This is a genomic window from Cetobacterium sp. 2A, from assembly GCF_014250685.1.
Lineage (GTDB): Bacteria > Fusobacteriota > Fusobacteriia > Fusobacteriales > Fusobacteriaceae > Cetobacterium.
In genome coordinates this window covers 850,499-872,291 of sequence record NZ_JACFAJ010000006.1, presented here as the reverse complement: position 1 = coordinate 872,291, position 21,793 = coordinate 850,499, and the positions used below count along the sequence as shown (strand labels likewise).

Here is a 21,793-nt window from a genome sequence, read left to right as displayed (position 1 = left end):
TAATAATGTTGTTCATTTCTTAAAAAAATGATAAAATACTTAGTAGATTTTAAAACAATAAGGAGGTCCCTAAGGATGGAACCTATTTTAATTTTTGGACATAAAAATCCTGATACTGACTCTATATGTTCGGCTATCTCTTTAGCAGAACTTAAAAACCTTACTGGAGAAGCAGCTATTCCTTGTAGATTGGGAGAAATCAGTAAAGAAACTGAATTTGTCTTAAACCACTTCGGAATGGAAACTCCAAAACTTTTAAAAACTGTAAGTGCTCAAATTTCTGATCTTACGCATGTTGAAAAAGAGGTTATCTCATGTGAACAATCTTTAAAAAGTGCTTTAAACGTTATGACATATGAACATTTTTCAAGTTTACCTGTCGTAGATAAAAATAATCACTTAAAAGGAATGATTCATGTTTCTGATATAGCAAATGCATACCTAGGAATAGACTATTCTGATCTTTTCTCTAAATATTATACTACTTATGAAAATCTTAAGGAAGTTTTAAATGGAGAAATAATTAGTGGAGTTTATCCTACAGGAAAAATAACTGGTAATTTAAAAGGAGTTTCTGAAATAACAACAATTGCTCCTGGTGATATTGTTGTTACTACTTCAATGATAGATACAATTGATGAGCTTATTCATTTAGGAGCTAAAGTTATAATTGTCTGCTGTGAAGAAAGTGATATAATTGATTCTAGAGAAAGTTCTGAATGCTCTATTATGAGAGTTAACTATAGTTTATTTAAAACTATTCCTCTTATAAGTCAATCTATCTCTATATCTTCAATTATGGGAAATGATAATTTCTATAGCTTTAAGACAGATGACTTTTTACACGATATCAAAGATATCATGAAAGAATCTCAACAAACTAACTTCCCAGTTTTAACTGCTGAGGGACAAATCTATGGAACAATCAGATCTAAAAACCTGATTAACTTTACAAGAAAGAAAGTTATTTTAGTTGACCATAATGAAAGAGCTCAATCAGTTGATGGACTTCATGATGCTAGAATTTTACAAGTTGTAGATCACCATAAGTTTGGAAACTTCGAAACTGATGAGCCTGTTAAAATTAATGCTGAAACTGTAGGATGCAGTTGTACAATAGTTTTAGACCTTTACAAACAAGCTGGTCTACTTCCAAATAAGAAAGTAGCTGGATTACTACTTAGTGCTATACTTTCAGATACTCTATTATTCAAATCTCCAACTTGCACTGAAAAAGATATTTTAGCTGCAAAAGAATTAGCAGTTATATCTGGAATTGAAAACTTTGAAAAATATGGAATGGACATGCTAATAGCTGGTACATCTCTTGGGGATAAAACTCCAATGGAAATTCTAAATATTGATATGAAAGAGTTTTCTATGTCTGGACTTAAAGTTGCTATTGCTCAAGTTAACACTGTTGATGTAAATGGATTACTTGCTAAAAAATCTGAACTAGAAGCTGTTATGAATGAACTTAATAACTCAAGAGGATATAACCTATTCTTCCTTGTTATTACTGATATTGTAAAATCTGGTTCCCTTGGATTAGTTGTAGGATCTCATCCTTCACTTGTTGAAAGAGCGTTTAATGTTAAACTTGATAATAATACAGCTTGGTTAGAAGGTGTTGTTTCTAGAAAGAAACAAATAGTGCCTTTCTTAATGGCTGCAAGTCAAGGAATCTAAAAAAAAGTTAGGTGATATAATGTTTTTACCAACAACCAAAGATGAGTTAATTAAACTAGGATGGGAACAATTAGATATTATTCTAGTTTCTGGTGATACTTATATAGATAGTTCATATAATGGTTCTGCTATAATTGGAAAATGGCTGACAAAACACGGATTTAAAGTTGGAATAATAGCTCAACCTGATGTCAACAGTCCAAACGATATTACACGTTTAGGGGAACCAAGACTTTTCTGGGGAGTATCTGCAGGATGTGTTGATTCGATGGTTGCCAATTATACAGCCACTAAAAAAAGAAGAAAAAATGACGATTTTACACCGGGTGCTGAAAATAACAGAAGACCCGACAGAGCATCTATGGTTTATACAAATCTTATTAAAAGATTTTTTAAAAATAGTGGTAAACCTATAGTATTAGGTGGTATCGAAGCAAGTTTAAGAAGAACTGTACATTATGATTTCTGGAGTAACTCTCTTAGAAGATCAATTCTTTTTGATGCTAAAGCTGATATCCTCTCATATGGAATGGGTGAAAAGTCAATGCTTGCTTTAGCAAATGCTATGAGTAATGACGAAGACTGGAGAAGTATAAGAGGTTTAGCTTATATTTCTAAAGAAATTAAAAAAGGATATCTAGAGCTTCCTTCATATGAAGAATGTGTAGAAAACAAGAACAACTTCATTAAGTCTTTTGAGACTTTTTACTTAAACTGTGATCCTATCACTGCTAAGGGACTGTGTCAAAAAACTGGGGATAGATACTATGTACAAAATCCTCCTTCTGAAAACTTCACTCCTCAAGAGATGGATGATATCTATAATATGAATTTCGAAAGAGATGTTCATCCATATTATAAAAAAGATGGAGAAGTTAGAGCTTTGGATACTATCAAAAACTCTATCACAACTCATAGAGGATGCTATGGAGAATGTAATTTTTGTGCAATTGCCGTTCATCAAGGTAGAACTGTAATTTCAAGATCTGAAAGCTCCATTATTGAAGAAGCAGAGGAAATTATATCCTCTAAAGGTTTCAAAGGTTATATCTCTGATGTAGGTGGACCAACGGCTAATATGTATGGTATAGAATGTTCTAAAAAACTTAAATCTGGTGCTTGTGCACATAAAAGATGTATGTATCCAGAAAGTTGTCCTGTACTAAAGCCTGACCATACTAAACAAGTTAGTTTGTTGAAAAAACTTAAAAAACTAGATGGAATAAAGAAAATATTTATAGCTTCAGGAATAAGATATGATCTTATTCTAGACGATGATAAATGTGGAAATATTTATCTGGAGGAACTTATTAAGGACCACATTTCTGGGCAAATGAAAATAGCTCCAGAACATACAGAAGATAAAGTATTAGGTTATATGGGTAAACAGGGGAAATCTATTCTTAGAGAGTTTAAAAATAGATTTTATAAAATAAATGATAAATTAGGAAAAAAACAATTCCTGACTTACTATCTTATTGCTGCTCACCCAGGATGTGATGAAAAAGATATGCTTGATTTAAAAAGATTCGCTTCAGCAGAACTGAAAGTTAATCCAGAGCAGGTTCAAATATTCACTCCAACTCCATCAACTTATTCAACACTTATGTATTATACTGAGCAAGATCCTATTACTGGGAAAAAGCTATTTGTTGAAAAAGATAATGGAAAGAAACAAAGACAGAAAGATATCATCGTTCCTAAACTAGGAACAGATAAAAATAATAAAAGAAGATAGGAGGGATTATATTGAAACCTATTGTTGCAATTGTTGGAAGACCAAACGTAGGAAAATCAACTTTATTTAACAAGTTAGTTGGAGATAGAGTTGCCATTGTTGATGACCAACCAGGGGTTACAAGAGATAGACTTTACAGAGAAACAGAATGGAACGGTAAAGAGTTTGTTTTAGTTGATACGGGAGGGCTTGAGCCTAGAAACAACGAATTTATGATGACTAAAATTAAACAACAAGCTGAGGTTGCTATGAACGAAGCTGACGTTATTCTTTTCGTTGTAGATGGAAAGGGAGGATTAAATCCTCTAGACGAAGAAATTGCTTATCTTCTTAGAAAGAAGAAAAAGCCAATTATCCTTTGTGTTAATAAAATTGATAACTTCCAAGCACAACAAGATGACGTTTATGACTTCTGGGGACTTGGATTTGACTACTTAATTCCAATTTCTGGAGAACATAAAGTAAACCTTGGAGATATGCTTGACATGGTTGTTGACCTTGTTGAAAAAGTTGAAATGCCAGAGGAAGAAGAAGGACTTAAAATTGCTATCATCGGAAGACCTAATGCAGGAAAATCATCTCTTGTTAATAGACTTTCTGGTGAAGAGAGAACTATAGTTAGTGATATAGCTGGAACAACTAGAGACGCTATAGATACTCTTATAGAATTTGATGGAAATAAGTATGTTCTTATCGATACTGCCGGTATCAGAAGAAAATCAAAAGTTGAAGAAAGTTTAGAGTACTACTCTGTTTTAAGAGCTATTAAGACTATCAAAAGAGCAGATGTATGTCTTTGGATTCTAGATGGAAGCGAAGGATTAACTGAGCAAGATAAGAGAATCGCTGGAATTGCCTTCGAAGAGAAAAAGCCAATCATAATAGTTGTAAATAAATGGGATACTATTCCAAATAAGCAAAACGACACTATGAAAAAAATGAGAGAAGAGCTTCATGCAGAACTTCCATTCCTTTCATATGCTCCAATTGAATTCGTATCAGCACTTACTGGTCAAAGAACTACAAAGCTTCTTGAGCATGCTGAAATGATTTATGCTGAGTATAACAAGAGAATTTCTACTGGACTTCTTAACTCTGTTATTAAAGAAGCTGTTATTATGAACAATCCACCAACTAGAAAAGGTAGAATTGTTAAAATTAACTATGCTACTCAAATCTCTACTGCTCCACCAAGATTCATATTATTCTGTAACTATCCAGAGTTAATTCACTTCTCATACTCTAGATATATTGAGAATAAACTTAGAGAGTCATTCGGATTCGAAGGATCTCCAATTGATATAATATTTGAAAAGAAACACGACTAATTGAACTATCCTCATAAAGAATGCTTTTAAAGTGTTCTCTGTGAGGATTTTTTATAATTGCAATATTTTCACAAATAATCTATAATATTCGTATAGTTATTAAAATACGAGGTGATAAAAATGAAAAATTTTATTTTAAAATTAACTGATAAACTTTTAAATGGCGGGTCTATTTCTAAAGATGAGGCTCTAAATCTTATCAATCTTGACATAGAAAAAAATTCACAAGAAATCTCTATACTTTGTGAAGGAGCCAACAAAATTAGAAAAGCTTTTTGTGGAGAAAATTTTGACCTTTGCACAATTATGAATGCCAAATCTGGAAAATGCCCAGAAAACTGCAGATACTGTGCTCAGTCTTCACATTTCAAAACTGCTTCTCCTGTTTACTCTTTAGTATCTAAGGAAGAGGCCCTAAACCTTGCTGTAGCCATCGAAGAAGAAGGAGCTCATAAGTTCTCTCTCGTAACAAGTGGAAGAGGTCTACAGGATGCAGGTGAAGTTGATAAACTTACTGAAATCTATGAACATCTTAAAAAAGAAACATCTCTACATCTTTGTGCATCTCACGGTCTTTTAACAGATGGAGCTGCTTTAAAACTTAAAGAGGCTGGAGTTGTTACTTATCATCATAACTTAGAAACTTCAAGAGATTATTACTCTGAGATTTGTACAACACATACTTTCCAAGATAGAGTTGATACAATTATCTCTGCCAAAAAGGCTGGGTTAAAAATATGTAGCGGTGGAATTTTTGGACTTGGAGAGTCTAGAGAAGATAGAGTCAATATGGCTTTTGAACTAAAAAACTTAAATGTAGATTCTGTTCCTCTTAATTTCTTAACACCAATTCCAGGGACTCCAATGGAGGACTTTATACCTCTTGAGCCTATGGAGATTATAAAAACTATTGCTATCTATCGTTTCATTTTACCAAATATAGATATTCGTTTTGCAGGTGGACGTCTACAACTTGGAGAGTTAGAAGTTTTAGGAATTAACTCTGGTATAAATTCAGCTCTTACAGGAAACTTCTTAACTACTACTGGAAGCACTATAGCTTCAGATATTAAGATGGCTAAGGAGGCTGGATTTGAAATTAAATAAAGGGTATTTTATAATTGGAACTGATACAGATATAGGGAAAACATATATCTCCTCACTACTTTTTAAATCCTTATTTTTTTTAAACCCAGGATATTATAAACCTATACAAACAGGATGCTATATGGAAGATGGAAATTTTATAGCTTTAGATCCAAAATCACTTTGTGATTTCAACGATATAAAATACGATAAAAATATGTCTACATATCTTTTTGAAAATCCAGTTTCTCCACATTTAGCTAGTGAAAAAGAAAATATCAATATAGATCCTGCGATAATTAAAGACAGCTTTGAAAATATCTCAAAAGATCATCCTACAACTATCGTAGAAGCTGCTGGGGGACTTTATGTTCCGATTATAAGGAACAGTTTTTATATGTATGATCTTATAAATCTTTTAGCCCTACCAGTTATATTAGTTTGTAGTTCTAAGGTTGGTTCTATCAATCATACTATGCTAACTATAGCTTTGCTAAAAGATAAAAACATCCCTATTCAAGGACTAATATTTAATAATTATACTGATGAATTCTATGAAAAAGATAATGTAAGAGTTATTTTAGAAGCATCTAAAATAACTAATTACTTATTAATTTCTCCAAATCAAAATATAATTGAAAAAGAAAAAATAATGGAATTTTTAGGAGGATTTTAAATGATAAATAAAAGTGAGCTACAAAAAAAAGATTTAGAACATATTTTTCATCCATGTTCTCAAATGAAAGACTATGAAAAATTTCCTCCAATAGTTATAGAGAGTGGTAAAGGCTTATATTTAACTGATGAGTTTGGAAAAACATACATGGATTGTGTTTCTAGTTGGTGGGTAAATTTATTTGGACATTCTAATGAAAGAATAAACAAAGCTCTTTGTGATCAAGCTTCATCGTTAGAACATGTAATTTTTGCTAACTTTACACATAAACCTGCAATTGAACTTGGTGAAAAATTAACAGCTGTAACACCAAAAGGACTTGAAAAATTATTCTTTACAGACAATGGTTCTTCAAGTGTTGAGGTTGCTTTAAAACTAAGTTTTCAATATCATCAGCAAACTGGAAATCCTAAAAAACAAAAGTTTATCTCTCTTGTGAATGGATACCATGGTGAAACTGTTGGGGCGCTAGCTGTTGGAGATATTGATCTCTTTACAAAAACTTACAAAGCTCTAATAAAAGAATCTATAAAAGTTAAAGGTCCTAATTGTTTTGGATGTGAATATGGTAAAAACTATACTTCTTGTGATGCAGAGTGTTTTGAGCATATGGAAAAGGCTTTAGAGCTTCAGCATGAAGAGGTAGCTGGTGTAATTTTAGAACCTCTTGTACAAGGTGTTGCTGGAATGAGAATCTACTCTCCAAGATATCTTCAAAAATTAAGAGAATTAACAGAAATTTTAAATGTACATTTTATAGCTGATGAAATAGCTGTTGGTTTTGGTAGAACAGGAAAAATGTTTGCTTGTGACCATGCTAATGTTTCTCCTGATATTATGTGTGTAGGAAAAGGATTAACAGCGGGATACTTCCCTATGTCTATCGTTCTTATGACAAATAAAATTTATGATGCTTTCTATGCTGATTATTTCGAAGGAAAATCTTTCCTTCATTCACATAGTTATTCTGGTAACCCTTTAGGTTGTCGTATAGCTGTTGAAACTCTTAATATATTCAAAGAAGAAAATATCCTTGAAACTGTAAATAAAAAAGGGGATTATTTAAAAGCAAAAGCTACCGAAATGTTTAAAGACCATCCAAATATTGGAGAGGTTAGAACTATCGGAATGATAGGAGCTCTTGAATTTGTTAAAAATAAAGAAACTCTTGAACTTTTCCCAGCTGAAGATAGAGTTGGATATGAAATTTATAAAATTGCTCTAAGTAAAGGTGCTATTTTAAGACCTCTTGGAAATGTAATATACTTCATGCCACCTTATATCATAACAGAAGAAGAAATTGATAAAATGCTACAAATTTGTAAAAAATCTATCGAAGAGTATCTAAGTAGATAATTTTCTATAAAAATAAAATGATTGGGTAGTAAACTCTACCCAATCAAATAAAATCTCCCATATTCATTCTAAATCTCATATAAACTCCTGATCTATAACTTCCATTCGGATCAAAATCATCGTCTTCAAATCCCAATAAATTATATCCTACTGATAGCCATATATTTGAATTTATAAGGTATCCTGCCTCTATTCCAACACCGTATTTAGATGTTTCAAATCCTTTATCTGTATAAATAGCTCCATTTATTCCAAGATTTATCTTTTCTGTTATATCATAGCTAGTTCCAGCTGCCATTAAATAACCAAAATAATTAGAACTTATATCATCTAGTTTATCTTGTACATATTTCCCTGAAAAAGTATATGTCAATTCAAGTTCTCTAGACCACTGGTAATTATGTGAGCTTCTTAGTATATGAGCTCTATGATTATAATTATCTTCTCTTATATTTTTTTCATAATTTAACTCATACTTATTCAAACTATTATACTTATCGTTTTTTTCATCACGATAGGCAATACCTAAAATAAATCTATTTTCTTTTTCCAAATCATCATCATTATAGTATCTGTTTTTTGCAAGTAAAGATAAGCTCTCCGTAATTTTCTTACCAAATCCCAATTTAGAAAGAAAACTACTTGTATCATCCCACGAGAACTCAAAATCTCCTGTAGTTCTGGTTGTTTCATTTATTTTATAGTTATATCCAAAAGTAAGAGCTGTAGACGATGAATTAGATAAATTAGACGAATCAGACGAATCACCTTCATAGCTTTGATTCGACATCGGAGTAATTTTTTCAAACGTCCCGTAAAATTTAAGATTCTCAAATGGCTCCCAATCTGTTTTTAATCCTGAACCAACTTCTGGATAAGTTCCTTCATCTTCATTTACAACCCGATACTCTGAAAATACTTTTGCTAAAGGAAAATATCCACTCTCTATACCAAAAATTGATTTATTATCTTCATCTTCTGGTTCTATAGCATAATCCTCTCCTAAGTTAGAAAAAAACTCTTGTCTATAATATACAATAGTATCTTTGAATACACGGTAATTCATTCCCAAACCTAATCTTTTATATTCTGGCTCCAAAATATCTTGCTCATATTCTATAAATCCATCAAAATTTTCAAACTTAGTTGGTTTCCATGTCAATCTTGATCCAATAGTATTGAACTTATCATCTTTTTCTTTCTTTTTATCTAAAGAATCCGTTCTTCCATTTTTTTCAGAAAAATGTCTAACTCCAATATCTAATATAAATTCTGTTCCAAGAAGATTTTCTATTCCAATATATAACTCTTTTTCTTCACTTTGTTCCTCTTTATCTTTAATATAATCTCCTTCTAATATTAATTTCTTTCCATTAAAAATTTGATATTCCATAAGAACTTCAAGGGAATCTTGGTTATCAAGAATAGCTGAACTTTCATTAGAAAAATTTTCATTGGATGTTGAGTATGTAGCCTCTGCTTCTAACCTATCTCCAATATATTCATATTTAACACCCCAAGCTTCTCCTATCCCATATTCAAAACTATCTGTTTGAACAAATTCAGTAATCAATAGTCCATTTAGAAAATTTATTTTCATATTATAGCTATTCATCGAATACTTCTCTACCTCTTTATCATCCTTAACATACTTTGTTCCAATAGATAACCACTCTGTCAAACTATATTGCAAATCAGCGCCGTAAACCCATCTTTTTTCAGCACTTATATCCTCGTCAACTTCATATGAAACTCTTATATATATTGGATTAAAATCCAAATCTGTACCTGGAACTGGTCTTGAGAAGTAAAGTTGTCCACTTCCTATGTCCAAAGTATAATCTGTAAATCTACTTAGTTCTTTTCTCTCTAATATTATATTTGGATTATTTCTTTTATAAACTATAATTTCAACTTTTTCACTGCCTTCTATTATATCTCTATTTTTTAACTTATATGGCCCTGATACTCCACCGCCTCTAAATTCTTCAATAAATTGTTCTGAACTAGTTTTAGACGCAAACCCTCCTCCTTTTAGTTTTTCCCCATCATAACGTAGAACTCCACCATTTAAAATTCTTGAATAAGTTGATATTTCCAAATCCTCGTCTTCCCACTCATCAGTTTCATAGTCACCATATAGAAAATATGAAGGTCCTCTTTCCAATTTTAAATAAAGATTTGAAATTGACTGAGCTTCGTAACCTCTTATTGAATTATCTCCATAAATTGGATAATAATCCTCTGGATCCACATATCCAAAGAATTTTTTGTCCTCTTGAACATTATCATAAGCCAGAGTTAAATAGTACTCATCCGTAATATTTCCCTTCATGAAAAATGCTGCTCTTTCTGAAACTGACGTGTTCGAAGTTGTATCAAAATTTTCTAATGCATTTTCAAAAATATAACTATCTTCATTTACTCTATTTGTTGAAAACTTTTGAAAATCTACTCTTCCCTCTAAAATTCCATTAAAAAATATTGGTCGTTTTCCACCACTTATCGGAAGATCTATTTTTTTCTCTTTTCCTTCACAATTAATATTAAAGGTAACTTTTTGAGATCCTTCAGACGGAATATATTCTAAAATAGCAGTTCCGTTCATGTCAGATATAACTTGCAAACCATCTTTTTCAGTATCAATATCCTTTGTAACCCATCTCCCAGATTTAGTTTCAACACTTACACCAACAGTATGTCTTATTGGATGTCCATATTTATCACGAGCTACTAATTTTATTTTAACAGGTTGTCCTATTTCAACTTCCGAATTGTTTTCTGCTTCAAATGTAAAATCTGAATATTTTCCAGCAACATTTAGATTAATAGTCTTCGAATCTCTTTCAACTCCAAAAATATCTGAATACACCAATTTAACTTTATTTTTACCTTCATCCATTTCAACTGTATTATACTCTAGAAAAAATACATTATTTTGTTGTGAGGAAGCTGTTATTCCAATTTTACTTACTGGAACTACCTTTCCGTTTATATATATATTCAGTGTCCCATTTCTTGGCCCTTTTACTTGAAAGGTCATAATATCATTGACAGAATCTCCATCTTTTACATTCATAAAATCCAATGTATCATCAGTTGACATAATTTTTTCTTCTAGTTGAGTATCCAAACTCTTTTCTTCTTCTACTTTTGTCTCTTCAGTAACTTCAGATAAAGAAGGTCCAAAATTTGTTGGAAATGCTAACTCTTCTCTTCCACCTATGATATTTTCTCTTTCTATTCTATCTTCTCTATAAATCTTAGTTCTAAATTCTAACTCTCTATTCTCTAATACATTTTCTATTTCATCAGGAAGAGTTTCTAAATATTCTTTTCTACTTTCTACATTTTTTATAAAATCTTCATTTGCATTTTGAAATGCAAAATTTACTTTATGAAGCTGAGCAGTTTTTAAATCTGCAAAAGCAGATTCTCCATTTTTACTATATTTACTATTTATTGGTACAGGTGTAGCTCCTTTAGGAATGGATAACATATCAATTTTAGCTATGTGAGTAATTGAATTTTCTCCAAATATACTATATTTTCCATCTTTATCTGTAATCGCATAGTCCCCATTTTCTAAATATATTTTTGCTCCTGGGATAGGTATATCTCCCTTTTCATAAAGATTATTCTTATTTAAATCCACAAATACTCTTCCAAATATTACACCTCTCATTGAAAAAGCATAACTATCAACTTCTACATCTGCACTAGCCATATTAGAACCAAAATATTTGTTATCTGAGTATCCATATGCAGTTACCCTATTTGTATTTTTTCCAATTTTTGTTGTAACTCCAACCTGTACAACATATGATATTTCAACTTCATCACTTGGATCATCTATCTCTAGAGTAAATAACCCCTCCTCCGATTTAATAAGTCTAAATTTATCATGATTATTTACTTTTATACTATTCTCTATTAATTTTATTCCTCTAGGTAAATAATCCAATATCTTATATTTTGAAATTGGAGTATCTGTCGTATTTTTTATCTTAACTTTATATTTAAAAATTTCTCCTATTTCTACATCGAATCTATCAGTAGTTTTTTCTATCAATATCTTTTGAGATTCATCCATATCATAGTTTGATATTTTTACCATATAATTAATATCTTTTTTTGATTGATTCGTAACTTTTGTTGAATATAGATTCATATGAGTTTTTAAACCTGAAGACAATCCCTTTGGAATTTTAGCTTTGACTATAAGTTTAATAGGTTCTGCTGGATTTACATCTATTATATCTGATTCTCTTAAAATTTCGTCGTCTTCCGGAATACCATTTTTATTTTTATCATTGTAAAGAACATATCTTTCCATAAAATAATCTCCATCCGGATTAATTAAACCAAATGTAAATTTATCATTTACTTCGCTTTTTAAAATAAAGTGAGCATTAAATATTATTTCTACTCCAGATAATGATTCAATTTCTTCAATAGAATCACTTATTAAATAAAAAGATAAATCTTCTTCTACAACGGTTTCTACTGCATTTGAATATATAGGTTCATTTTCTTCAACCATAACATAGGCTATATTTCTAAGGTATGTGTTACTAGCAAATATATTTAAAGATAGAAAAAATAAGAAAAAAATCAAAAAAAATTTACTTTTAATTCTCATTTCATCCCCCTTTTTCTTTCTTTAAATATTTCCACTAATGGACAAAATCCCCTAGGTTTTTAATGCTAGGGGATTTTGTTTTTATTATGTAATTTTATATGCTATTTAGTTATACTCTGGGCCTTTATCTATAGTTACATCAAAGTAAAGAGTAGCCATTCCACCATTTCCTTGTACTACTCCTGGTTTAGCTACAATTGCACCCTTTCCATTAGCATCTGGTGATGTTTCAGCTGTTTTTGGTGCTCCTTCTGATCCACCTGAAGGGGTAAGTGTATAAGTTGCTTTTTTATTTATTGAAGTATATTGTGGTACGTTATCTTGTATTACTACATCTTTAGCATCAACGTTTCCTGTATTTTTAGTAACTATTTTATAATATATCTTTTGTCCTGGTTTTGCTAATTGTAAAGCTTTAGTATAAATATTTCCATCTAATGATTGGAATTTTTCAATTGTTAAAGTTGAACTTTGGATTGTAGTTGTATCTGTTGCGCTAGTAACTATTGGTGATGATGGATAAGTTCCTTGAGAAAGGTTTCCATTAATCACGGTATAATCTTTTTCATTAGTTTGAGCAGTTACTGGAGATATAACTTTTATAAATATTCCAACCGATTGACCTGGTTTTAATCCACCTATAGTAGCGAAATCTACAAACGGTACATCTGTAACTGGATTATATACTCCATTTCCATCTACATCTAAGAATATTTGTGATGTCCAGTTAGTCAATGAATTTGTTGTGAAAAGATTTAGGCTACTTGAAATTCCATCTCCTTCCAATACATTACCATTATTTTTTACTGTATGTGGATATACAATAGTTCCACCTGCATATGTATATCCAGTATTATTAGGTGTAATCGCTATGCTTCTTGTAGCTGTTATTGTATAGGCATCATATTTTATATCTGATGCACCAGTTGCAACTGATTTAGCTCTAAAGTATAATGCTTGTGTTCCTGCTAAAACATCCTTTGTTGTACTAACAGTAACTACTACCTTTAAGTTTCCTCCTGGTTGTAATTCTCCTGTTCTTGTTATTTCTGCTCCTGCTGTATTTGCAAATTTTACTGTTACACCGTCTGGTAAAGTATTATTTGCAAAACTTGGTGAAGTACTATAATCTAATGCAAAATCATCTGTTACGTATTTATTTGTATTGTTTACATAAAGTTCGAATATTCCTTCACTACCTGGGTTAATAGAAATCTGAGTAACTGGAGATTGTTCTGGTCCTTTTCCATATCCTGGAGCTGTTTCATTTTGAATTAACGATTGATTGTTTGTCAAATCTACTGAAACTGTTGAAACTGTTTTTACTAAGTCAGTTGCAGTTACAGAGTATTCTTTATTATATGAACTTGTTGCCTTTTTGATTATACTATAATTTTTTCCATACGCTGTTACTGGTAATTTTGCATAAAGATTTATTTTAATAGTTTCGTTTACTCCTAAAATTCCTGTATCTTCATTTCCATCTCCCGTTGTATCTCTTGGGAATGTTTCATTTCCATTACCAGCAATAATAGTCATAGTAAACTGAGTTCCTGCTGGGAATAGATCTTCATAAGTACTTAAATCATAAGTTTCTGGTGCATTTGCTGTGTTTGTAAGTTTATTTTCAAATTTTAAAAGTTCTCCTTGTTCTGCTTCTTCTATAGTCCAACCTGTAAATGTAGCTTGAACATATTTTAAAACATCATATGATACGGTATTTGTATCTGCACTCGGTACTGCTGTTCCTCCTGTTGGTGCATTTGTATAAGTATAAGAACCTTTATTATAGATTGTCATAACTGGTGTTCTTGCTAACACTTTAACTTTAAACTTTAAATATCCTCCTGTTTTTCCTATTGGACTATCTTTAGGAATAGTTGGCACTTGCAAACTTATTGCTCCTGAAGCTGCATTTGAAGCAAAAGTTACTCCTCCACCTGATCCATTATCTGGTAATTTCACTTCTGTCTCTGATCCAAAATTTACCCATCTTGCTGAGTCAGGTACATATTTGAAATTTGAATCTAATGTTTCAGTTAAATTAAATGTAACTGCATCTGTTGCTGCTGTTGAGTTTCCTATTTTAAAATATACATCTACTTCTCTATCTATATCAGACATCCCTTCACTCGATCCTAAAGCCTTCATTACAGAAACTGCTGCAAATTGGGTATAAGTAATTGATTCGTTTGCGCTACCAATTTTACTAGGGTCACCTTTACTTGATACGGATATAATATATGGCCCAACAGTTCCACTTCCATTAGTTGGAGTTGTAACTGATACCAATAAACTAACTGAACTATTCCCAGGTATTGTTCCTAGGGTAGTAGTAACTGCAGTTTCTCCATTATCAATTTGTCCATTACTATTAGTATCTAGATACATTTTTACAGTATATCCTGCTGGATAAGGTGGTGGAGTAACTAAAATTTCGTCTGGACCATTACCGTTATTCTTAACAGTATGGCTAAATAATACTGTTTGTCCAGGATAAGTAGTTGCCGTTCTATCTGGTGTAATACTTACTGAGTACAATTGTTGAACTCTAGTAATTACAATGTTTGATAGAACAATTTTCATTTCATTGTCCAATCCGGTGTAAGTTAAGGTAGCTTGGTTTCCGATATCAGTATTATAAGCTGGTGTAACTTTTCCTTCCCCTTCTGCTAAAGCGCTTTGAGAAAATAGTAGTGCTGTCATAACCAAAAAAAGTAAATACTTAAACCGTTTTAAATAATTTCCCATAAACTTTCATCTCCTTTTTAGTTTTTATTCACTGTATGTATCTGTACGCTAAGCTCAACTTTTTTCTCTCCCTTAGCTTTAAGTTCAGGTATACTCCAAGAAACAACTCTATATTCACTATTTGGAACATCTTTTCCATCTACTTTTATTGGAAAATCATAAAAATCTCTACCGTTTATTGTTACTTTAAAATCTTTTGGAGAAATAGTATCTGGGATAAGCGACGTTCCCATTGGAATTGGTATTGTAGGATTTAAATTAGTTGCAGTCTCATTATCTTCGTTTGTCATAAAAAAACTATAGTTGATAATATCTCCTGGGTTTGCGTTTTCTGCTGACACTCTCTCGATTTTTCCCTCTGAAGAAGTCACTACCTTTTGAGCTACTAATTCCGTTTTTATTTCTGCAAATATCGTTGCAGAAATAATCATAAAAAGCGTTAAAAGTTTTTTCATAAATCCCTCCTAATTTCTATTTTTTATTTTTTATCTAATGTTTTATTAAGCTCATTATAGCTATTTAAAAGCTGTTGTACTTCACTTTCAAGCTTAGGAATATTAGTATTTATAGCATTTGAAATTAGCTCTGAATTTAATTGCTTAGCAATTTCTACTATCTTATAGTTTTTAAATGTCATCATAATTCTTCCATTTTTCTCTGGTACCTCTTCTTGGAAATTAAGTGTGTTTACATTATTCAACTCATCAAATGTCATAAATACATTGAATAATCTTTTCTCCCCTTGAGGAAAAGCCATTACAACTTGATTCTTTGTCATTTTTTTCTCTAAGATATATTTTCCAAATGTCTTTCCTTGAGTTAACTCTATATATTCCGAAGCTTCAGTCATAACAGCTTTGAAATCATCATAATTTATAAAGAAATTCTCAATATAAACTTCTGTCTCTGAATTTTCTAAATTAAAAAATACCCCAATATCTAATGTTATGTGCTGTGATGTCTTTAGTGGATATATTGGTAGTATTAATTTTTTTCCCTCTATTAAGGCTGTCATTGGTAAATTTAAATCACCTATAAATGTATAGCTTAGTGTTCCTGATTCCTTGTACAAAGTCTCTATCTCTTTTTTCAAAGTCTTTAATTTATCTCTGGTTGAATCCTCTAAAAAACTCTCGTCCGATTTTTTATATACAACTTTTTTTGCTTCCTTAACGTATGAATCGGAATCCATTTTAGTTCCACAACCTAAAATAGCTAGCAATCCAATTAATAAGATCTTCTTCTTCATTTTATCTGTCCCCCTATTAAGATATTAATATTTCTGCGTTGCACGTATATTCAACAATTTAAATATAATTCCTCCGAATTTCAAAATAATTGAAACTTATAAGTTGGTAAAAAAATAGAGCCGGAAATACTTCCGACTCTATCTACAAACTATATTTTTTCTAAAACAAAATAAACTATATCTATACTGATATCCTTTTGTTCTTTTAGTATCTCTTCATCCACTATCAATACTCTAAATTTGTTTTTTACTATTTTTTTTATTTCATTTACCGAACTAAACTTTTGTATTAATATATCATCTAAGAGAAAATTATGGCTATAAACCTTTTCACATATAGATGAAAAAACTATTTTTCCACCATAATTTAGATAAGCATAAAATTTATCTAATAATCCATGAAAATCACTTATCAAATGTAGAGCCAAATTTGAAAATATCAAATCATATTTTTCTGGAATATGGTATTCTTCAATATCTTCACATATATAATTTATCTCTCTTTTTATACCAAGCGTAATCTCTTTTATTTTATTTATATTCTCAATATCTGTATCTATGATATCTATTTTAGAATTGGGAAACCTCTTAACAACTTTTTGTATGAAAAAATTTGTTTCACATCCAACATTTAAAATTGAATAGAACTCCTCACTTCCATATACGTATATCTCCATTTTGTCAGCAGTATGCTTTTGAAGTTCTTTCTCAATATTTTCCTTTACTATTTTACTAAACATTGAAACTCCTTTCGCAGATTACCCTATAAAAACTAAGTCTTTAGTTAAGGTAGTCAGCAGTTCATATCCATCCTTTTTCACTACTACATCATCTTCTATTCTAACTCCCCCAAATCCTTCTAAATAAATTCCAGGTTCTATTGTTATAACCATATTCTCCTGTAAAACTATCTCTTCAGCCTTATAAGAGATTCCTGGTAGTTCGTGTATTTGTAATCCAATACCATGACCTAATCCATGACCAAATCTATCTCCATATCCCTTTTCAGTTATGTAGTCTCTAGCGATTTTATCTAGTTCTCTATTAGTAATCCCAGCTCTTATATGAGAAATAGCTAATTCATTAGCTTCTTTCACTATATTATATATCTCTAAATGTTTCTCTGACGGATTTTTCCCTAAATAAAAAGTTCTAGTTATATCGGAAACGTATCCTTTATAAAAACATCCAAAATCGATTTTTAAAAATCCTTCATTCTCTATAATTTTATCTGTTGCTACTCCATGAGGTAATGCTGATCTTTCATTTGAAGCCACTATAATATCAAAAGATGGTTTAGATGCACCTCTTTTTTTCATTTGATACTCTAGCTCAGTACATACTTCTATTTCCTTCATTCCAGGTTTTATAATCTTTATAGTTTCTTTTAGAGCTTCCTCAGCAATTAATACAGATTCTTTTATTATAGAAATTTCTTCTTCCGTTTTTATCATTCTCATTTTAAAAAAACTGTCCTCTAAGTTTATATATTCTAATTTAGGGAAAGTCTTTTTAAAAGCTTCCATTTGAGATATTGTAACTGTATCTCCCTCTATTCCTAACTTTTTGACATTGTGAATAGTTAAAATCTCTGCTACTTTTTCTAACGGAGACTTATCTTCTCTTACAAGTTCAAATCCATTAGGTATAACCTCTTTTTCCCCTTGTGTAATGTATCTAAAATCTGTGATGAAATATTTTTTATCTCCTATTATTAAAACTATTCCTGTAGTTCCAGTAAAACCACTTAACCATTTAATATTTAAAATATTTGTTACAAGAATTCCTTCAATACCATTTTTTTCCATCAATGCTTTTAGATTCATATATTCCTCCCCAGTTATTTATATTAAAAAACTATTTTTCCACCGCCCAAAACATATCCATCACAATAAAAAACTAAATGTTGCCCAGGTGCACTTTGATGATTAGCTTTGTTAAATTCAAAATAGATTTTATCATTCTCTATTACAACTTTTCCTAAAAATCCTTTGCTTGAAAATCTCGGTCTTGCCAATAGTTCTAATTTTACAATTTCTTCTTTTGAAATATTAAAAACAGCATCTTGAAGTTTTATCTTTCTTTTTAATAACTCGTCATACTCTCCCAAAGTGATCTCATTTTTTTCAGGATTTATATCTGTAATAAAATAAGCTCTAGGAAATAATACCCCAAGTCCTCTTCTTTGTCCAATAGTATATAATTGATATCCCTTATGTTCACCCATAATATTTCCATTTTTGTCTATATAATTCCCTGTTTTTAACTTTTCTCCAAGCTCTCTAGTTAAAAACTCTATATATCCTTCCTGTGCAAAACATATTCCTTGGCTATCTTTTTTGTCATGAACTTCTAATCCCATTTTTTTTGCAATCTCTCTAACTTCCTCTTTTTTATAACCATATAGAGGAAAAAGTGTTCTTTTTAATATTTCAGGTTTTATTCTATATAACATATAACTTTGATCTTTTTTCTCGTCAGCTGAGATTTTTAAGAGTGATGTTTTAAACTCTTCAGAATATTCTATTTTACAATAATGTCCTGTAGCTATATACTCTGCTCCTATCGTATCTGCAACTTCCAATAATTTTTTCATTTTTATTTTTTCATCACAAACGACACAAGGTGATGGTGTCATACCTTTTGAATATTCTTCTATAAAATATTTTATTACCTCATCTTTAAAATCTTTTTCAATATCTAAGATAATATGTTCAATATTTAGTTTATCACATATTATCTTAGCATCAACTATATCTTGAGATTTTTTTTGTGAATCAGAGTGTACTAGAGTGACTCCAATTACTTCATATCCTTTTTCTTTCAATATATAAGCGGATGTAGAAGAATCTACACCTCCACTCATTCCTATCACAACTTTATTTATTTTTCCCATTTTTCTCCTCATTTAAATTGAATATTCCTGATCCCACAATCAGTGCTAAGGTTATATTGACTATCACAACTCCTACCAGTACTTCAAGTACAACTAGAAATTCAGCTAGCATCGTGAGTGGGTACACATCTCCAAATCCAACTGTAGCTATAGTTATAAAACTAAAATACATATGTTTAAAATAGAAATGTAACATATCGGTTCTAGGTGGCATTCCATAAAAAACTGGTTGACTACTAGAAAGACTTACGATTGCATAGATAAAACCAAAACTAATTGCGAGTGTTATATATGTTGTAATTACTATTAAAATATCTCTTGCTACAATTTTTCTTTTCCTTAAAAATAAATCTGTAAAAGTATATTTTATTAATACTACATGTGATGCTATCAAAAAACCAACATTTATTATTGCTATAACAATTCCAAATATTCCTAAACTCTCTTCTTGATATTTATATGATTTTAAGTTTAGAATTGGAAGAAATACAGAATAATATATTATCAAAAAACTAGCTTTTAACGGTCCATCTTTCATAACCAAATTTTTTCTTGCTAGAAATAAAATTGGCAATACGCTCATAACTATTCTTATAATTTTCCATTCCTCATCCATATTTATTTCTCCTTTATTTACAAATATGAATCTCTCCGATATTGAACTCTCTAGTTTCTTGTCCTATATATATTTCTAATTTTCCACTTTCAAGGATATCACCGGCTATTCCTTCTAATTCTTCTTTTATTCCAACTATTTTTACTCTCTTTCCAAATAAATAATTCACTGTATTTATTTCTTTTAAAATTATATCCCATTCTTTATTTACAAATCTTTCATATTGAATTTTAAATTCTTCTATTACTTTAAAAATTACTTCATCTATACTATAATCATTTCCTGTTTCTTTTTTTAAAGAAGTTGCAAAATCATTTAATTCAAAAAATTCTGTATTATTTATATTTATACCTATTCCAATTATAAAATTATCTCCATCTTTTTCAACTAAAATTCCACTTAATTTTTTTCCATTTAAATAAACGTCATTTGTCCATTTAAAAAGCATTTTCAAGCCTGATATTTTTTCCATAGCTTTTAAAATTGAATATCCTATCACAATTGGAAGCTTTGCATATTCATCCATGGATATTTCTTTATCTTCTTTTAACATAAAACTAAAAAGACCTGCTCCCTCCTCTGAAAGCCATACATTTCCTCTTCTTCCTCTTCCAGCACTCTGAGTTTTAGCTATAACTAAATCATACTCTTCTCTATCTTTTAAGTTCTTTAAAAATTTATTTGTTGAATCTATTGTATCAAATTTAAAAATTCTCATTTTTCCTCCTAAATATAAAATTAGGCAGGGTATCCTGCCTAATTTTTTTAATCATTATATCCTTCAGGATTAGTTTTATGCCAATTCCAAGCTGTTTCAATTATAGATTGTAATGAGTTATATTTTGGTTTCCACCCTAATTCTTTTATAGCTTTTTCAGAACTTGCTATTAATCTAGCAGGATCTCCAGCTCTTCTTGGAGAAACTTCTGCTGGTATTGGATGTTTTGTAACCTTTCTAGTAACATCTATAACCTCTTTAACAGAGAATCCTTCCCCATTCCCAAGATTATAAACTCTACTTTCCTCTCCTCTTCCTAATCTATCTAAAGCTAACAAGTGAGCATCTGCTAAATCCATAACATGTATATAATCTCTTATGCAAGTTCCGTCAGGAGTTGGATAATCATCACCATAAATAGCTATTTTATCTCTCTTTCCTAAAGCAACTTGTAAAATTATTGGAATTAAATGAGTTTCTGGTTGATGGTCCTCTCCAATTTCACCTGTTGAGATTGCACCAGCAACATTAAAATATCTAAGTGCTGTATACTTAATCCCATAAGCTTGATCAAACCACTTTAGCATTTTCTCCACCATAAGTTTACTTTCTCCATATGGGTTTGTTGGTTCAGTTTTATCAGTTTCTAATATTGGAACATTTTCTGGTTCTCCATAAGTTGCTGCTGTTGAAGAAAATACGATTTTATTTACTCCATATTTTTTCATAGCATTTAAAAGATTCAACGATCCCATAACATTATTTTCAAAATATTTTGATGGATTTACTACACTCTCTCCTACTAACGAATCAGCAGCAAAATGAATTACTCCATCTATCTTATTTTCTTTAAAAACTTTGTTTAGAAATTCTGTATCTCTTAAGTCTCCTAAAACTAACTTTACATTTTCTGGAACAGAATCCACATGTCCAGTTTGCAAGTTATCTAAAACTATTACGTCCTTTTTAGAATCTAATAATGCTCTAACAGCGTGGCTTCCTATATAACCTGCTCCTCCACATACTAATATCGCCATTTATATTCCCC

16 protein-coding genes are annotated in these 21,793 nt (G+C 30.6%); 6 read left to right on the top strand and 10 right to left on the bottom strand.

Annotated elements, in window-relative coordinates; genetic code table 11:
• Window positions 1-75: 75 nt before the first annotated feature.
• From H3N56_RS08140 to bioA, 6 genes are all read left to right on the top strand, one after another.
• On the top strand, window positions 76-1,689 hold the full coding sequence (locus H3N56_RS08140; RefSeq protein WP_185880698.1) for a putative manganese-dependent inorganic diphosphatase: 1,614 nt from the start codon (window positions 76-78) through the stop codon (window positions 1,687-1,689).
• A 16-nt stretch (window positions 1,690-1,705) separates the two neighbouring features.
• Complete coding sequence (locus tag H3N56_RS08135; RefSeq protein ID WP_185881102.1) at window positions 1,706-3,427, top strand: YgiQ family radical SAM protein; 1,722 nt, start codon at window positions 1,706-1,708, stop codon at window positions 3,425-3,427.
• Between the two features lie 11 nt (window positions 3,428-3,438).
• Window positions 3,439-4,755, top strand: a complete 1,317-nt coding sequence (gene der / locus H3N56_RS08130) for a ribosome biogenesis GTPase Der (protein WP_185880697.1) — start codon at window positions 3,439-3,441, stop codon at window positions 4,753-4,755.
• Window positions 4,756-4,875: 120 nt separating this feature from the next.
• Window positions 4,876-5,862, top strand: coding sequence for a biotin synthase BioB (gene bioB / locus H3N56_RS08125; protein ID WP_185880696.1), 987 nt, complete (start codon window positions 4,876-4,878; stop codon window positions 5,860-5,862).
• Window positions 5,849-6,517, top strand: a complete 669-nt coding sequence (gene bioD / locus H3N56_RS08120) for a dethiobiotin synthase (RefSeq protein ID WP_185880695.1) — start codon at window positions 5,849-5,851, stop codon at window positions 6,515-6,517. Before bioB ends, bioD begins: the two co-directional genes overlap by 14 nt.
• Window positions 6,518-7,873 (top strand): adenosylmethionine--8-amino-7-oxononanoate transaminase, encoded by a 1,356-nt coding sequence (gene bioA, locus H3N56_RS08115; protein WP_185880694.1) that lies wholly within the window; start codon window positions 6,518-6,520, stop codon window positions 7,871-7,873.
• 43 nt (window positions 7,874-7,916) lie between these two features.
• Here the strand turns inward: bioA and H3N56_RS08110 are convergent, their stop codons facing one another.
• The 10 genes from H3N56_RS08110 to galE all read right to left on the bottom strand — a co-directional run bounded on the left by H3N56_RS08110 (window position 7,917) and on the right by galE (window position 21,782).
• Window positions 7,917-12,515 (bottom strand): hypothetical protein, encoded by a 4,599-nt coding sequence (locus H3N56_RS08110; protein WP_185880693.1) that lies wholly within the window; start codon window positions 12,513-12,515, stop codon window positions 7,917-7,919.
• A 105-nt stretch (window positions 12,516-12,620) separates the two neighbouring features.
• Window positions 12,621-15,266, bottom strand: coding sequence for a hypothetical protein (locus H3N56_RS08105; protein WP_185880692.1), 2,646 nt, complete (start codon window positions 15,264-15,266; stop codon window positions 12,621-12,623).
• A 17-nt stretch (window positions 15,267-15,283) separates the two neighbouring features.
• Window positions 15,284-15,721 carry a hypothetical protein gene (locus tag H3N56_RS08100; RefSeq protein WP_185880691.1) on the bottom strand — a complete coding sequence of 146 codons (438 nt, stop codon included), beginning with the start codon at window positions 15,719-15,721 and terminating at the stop codon, window positions 15,284-15,286.
• A 23-nt stretch (window positions 15,722-15,744) separates the two neighbouring features.
• Window positions 15,745-16,515: a hypothetical protein gene (locus tag H3N56_RS08095; protein ID WP_185880690.1), complete on the bottom strand. Its 771-nt coding sequence runs from the start codon at window positions 16,513-16,515 to the stop codon at window positions 15,745-15,747.
• A gap of 149 nt (window positions 16,516-16,664) precedes the next feature.
• Window positions 16,665-17,255 carry a trans-aconitate 2-methyltransferase gene (locus H3N56_RS08090; RefSeq protein ID WP_185880689.1) on the bottom strand — a complete coding sequence of 197 codons (591 nt, stop codon included), beginning with the start codon at window positions 17,253-17,255 and terminating at the stop codon, window positions 16,665-16,667.
• An 18-nt stretch (window positions 17,256-17,273) separates the two neighbouring features.
• Window positions 17,274-18,341 (bottom strand): Xaa-Pro peptidase family protein, encoded by a 1,068-nt coding sequence (locus H3N56_RS08085; RefSeq protein ID WP_185880688.1) that lies wholly within the window; start codon window positions 18,339-18,341, stop codon window positions 17,274-17,276.
• A 23-nt stretch (window positions 18,342-18,364) separates the two neighbouring features.
• Window positions 18,365-19,402 (bottom strand): tRNA 2-thiouridine(34) synthase MnmA, encoded by a 1,038-nt coding sequence (gene mnmA / locus H3N56_RS08080; protein ID WP_185881101.1) that lies wholly within the window; start codon window positions 19,400-19,402, stop codon window positions 18,365-18,367.
• Window positions 19,395-20,027, bottom strand: coding sequence for an ion channel (locus tag H3N56_RS08075; RefSeq protein ID WP_185880687.1), 633 nt, complete (start codon window positions 20,025-20,027; stop codon window positions 19,395-19,397). The genes mnmA and H3N56_RS08075 overlap by 8 nt, the downstream gene beginning before the upstream one ends.
• Before the next feature lie 13 nt (window positions 20,028-20,040).
• The gene (locus H3N56_RS08070) at window positions 20,041-20,745 is read right to left on the bottom strand and encodes a biotin--[acetyl-CoA-carboxylase] ligase (RefSeq protein ID WP_185880686.1); all 705 of its coding nucleotides are present in this window, start codon (window positions 20,743-20,745) and stop codon (window positions 20,041-20,043) included.
• Window positions 20,746-20,792: 47 nt separating this feature from the next.
• Complete coding sequence (gene galE, locus H3N56_RS08065; RefSeq protein ID WP_185880685.1) at window positions 20,793-21,782, bottom strand: UDP-glucose 4-epimerase GalE; 990 nt, start codon at window positions 21,780-21,782, stop codon at window positions 20,793-20,795.
• Window positions 21,783-21,793 lie beyond the last annotated feature (11 nt).

Excerpts from the sequence above, each read along its gene's own strand:
- H3N56_RS08100 (WP_185880691.1), bottom strand. The coding sequence starts at position 15,721 with ATGAAAAAACTTTTAACGCTTTTTATGATTATTTCTGCAACGATATTT.
- H3N56_RS08105 (WP_185880692.1), bottom strand. The coding sequence starts at position 15,266 with ATGGGAAATTATTTAAAACGGTTTAAGTATTTACTTTTTTTGGTTATG.
- bioB (WP_185880696.1), top strand. The coding sequence starts at position 4,876 with ATGAAAAATTTTATTTTAAAATTAACTGATAAACTTTTAAATGGCGGG.
- H3N56_RS08070 (WP_185880686.1), bottom strand. The coding sequence starts at position 20,745 with ATGAGAATTTTTAAATTTGATACAATAGATTCAACAAATAAATTTTTA.
- H3N56_RS08110 (WP_185880693.1), bottom strand. The coding sequence starts at position 12,515 with ATGAGAATTAAAAGTAAATTTTTTTTGATTTTTTTCTTATTTTTTCTA.
- galE (WP_185880685.1), bottom strand. The coding sequence starts at position 21,782 with ATGGCGATATTAGTATGTGGAGGAGCAGGTTATATAGGAAGCCACGCT.
- H3N56_RS08085 (WP_185880688.1), bottom strand. The coding sequence starts at position 18,341 with ATGAATCTAAAAGCATTGATGGAAAAAAATGGTATTGAAGGAATTCTT.
- H3N56_RS08075 (WP_185880687.1), bottom strand. The coding sequence starts at position 20,027 with ATGGATGAGGAATGGAAAATTATAAGAATAGTTATGAGCGTATTGCCA.
- H3N56_RS08140 (WP_185880698.1), top strand. The coding sequence starts at position 76 with ATGGAACCTATTTTAATTTTTGGACATAAAAATCCTGATACTGACTCT.
- H3N56_RS08095 (WP_185880690.1), bottom strand. The coding sequence starts at position 16,515 with ATGAAGAAGAAGATCTTATTAATTGGATTGCTAGCTATTTTAGGTTGT.
- H3N56_RS08090 (WP_185880689.1), bottom strand. The coding sequence starts at position 17,255 with ATGTTTAGTAAAATAGTAAAGGAAAATATTGAGAAAGAACTTCAAAAG.
- bioA (WP_185880694.1), top strand. The coding sequence starts at position 6,518 with ATGATAAATAAAAGTGAGCTACAAAAAAAAGATTTAGAACATATTTTT.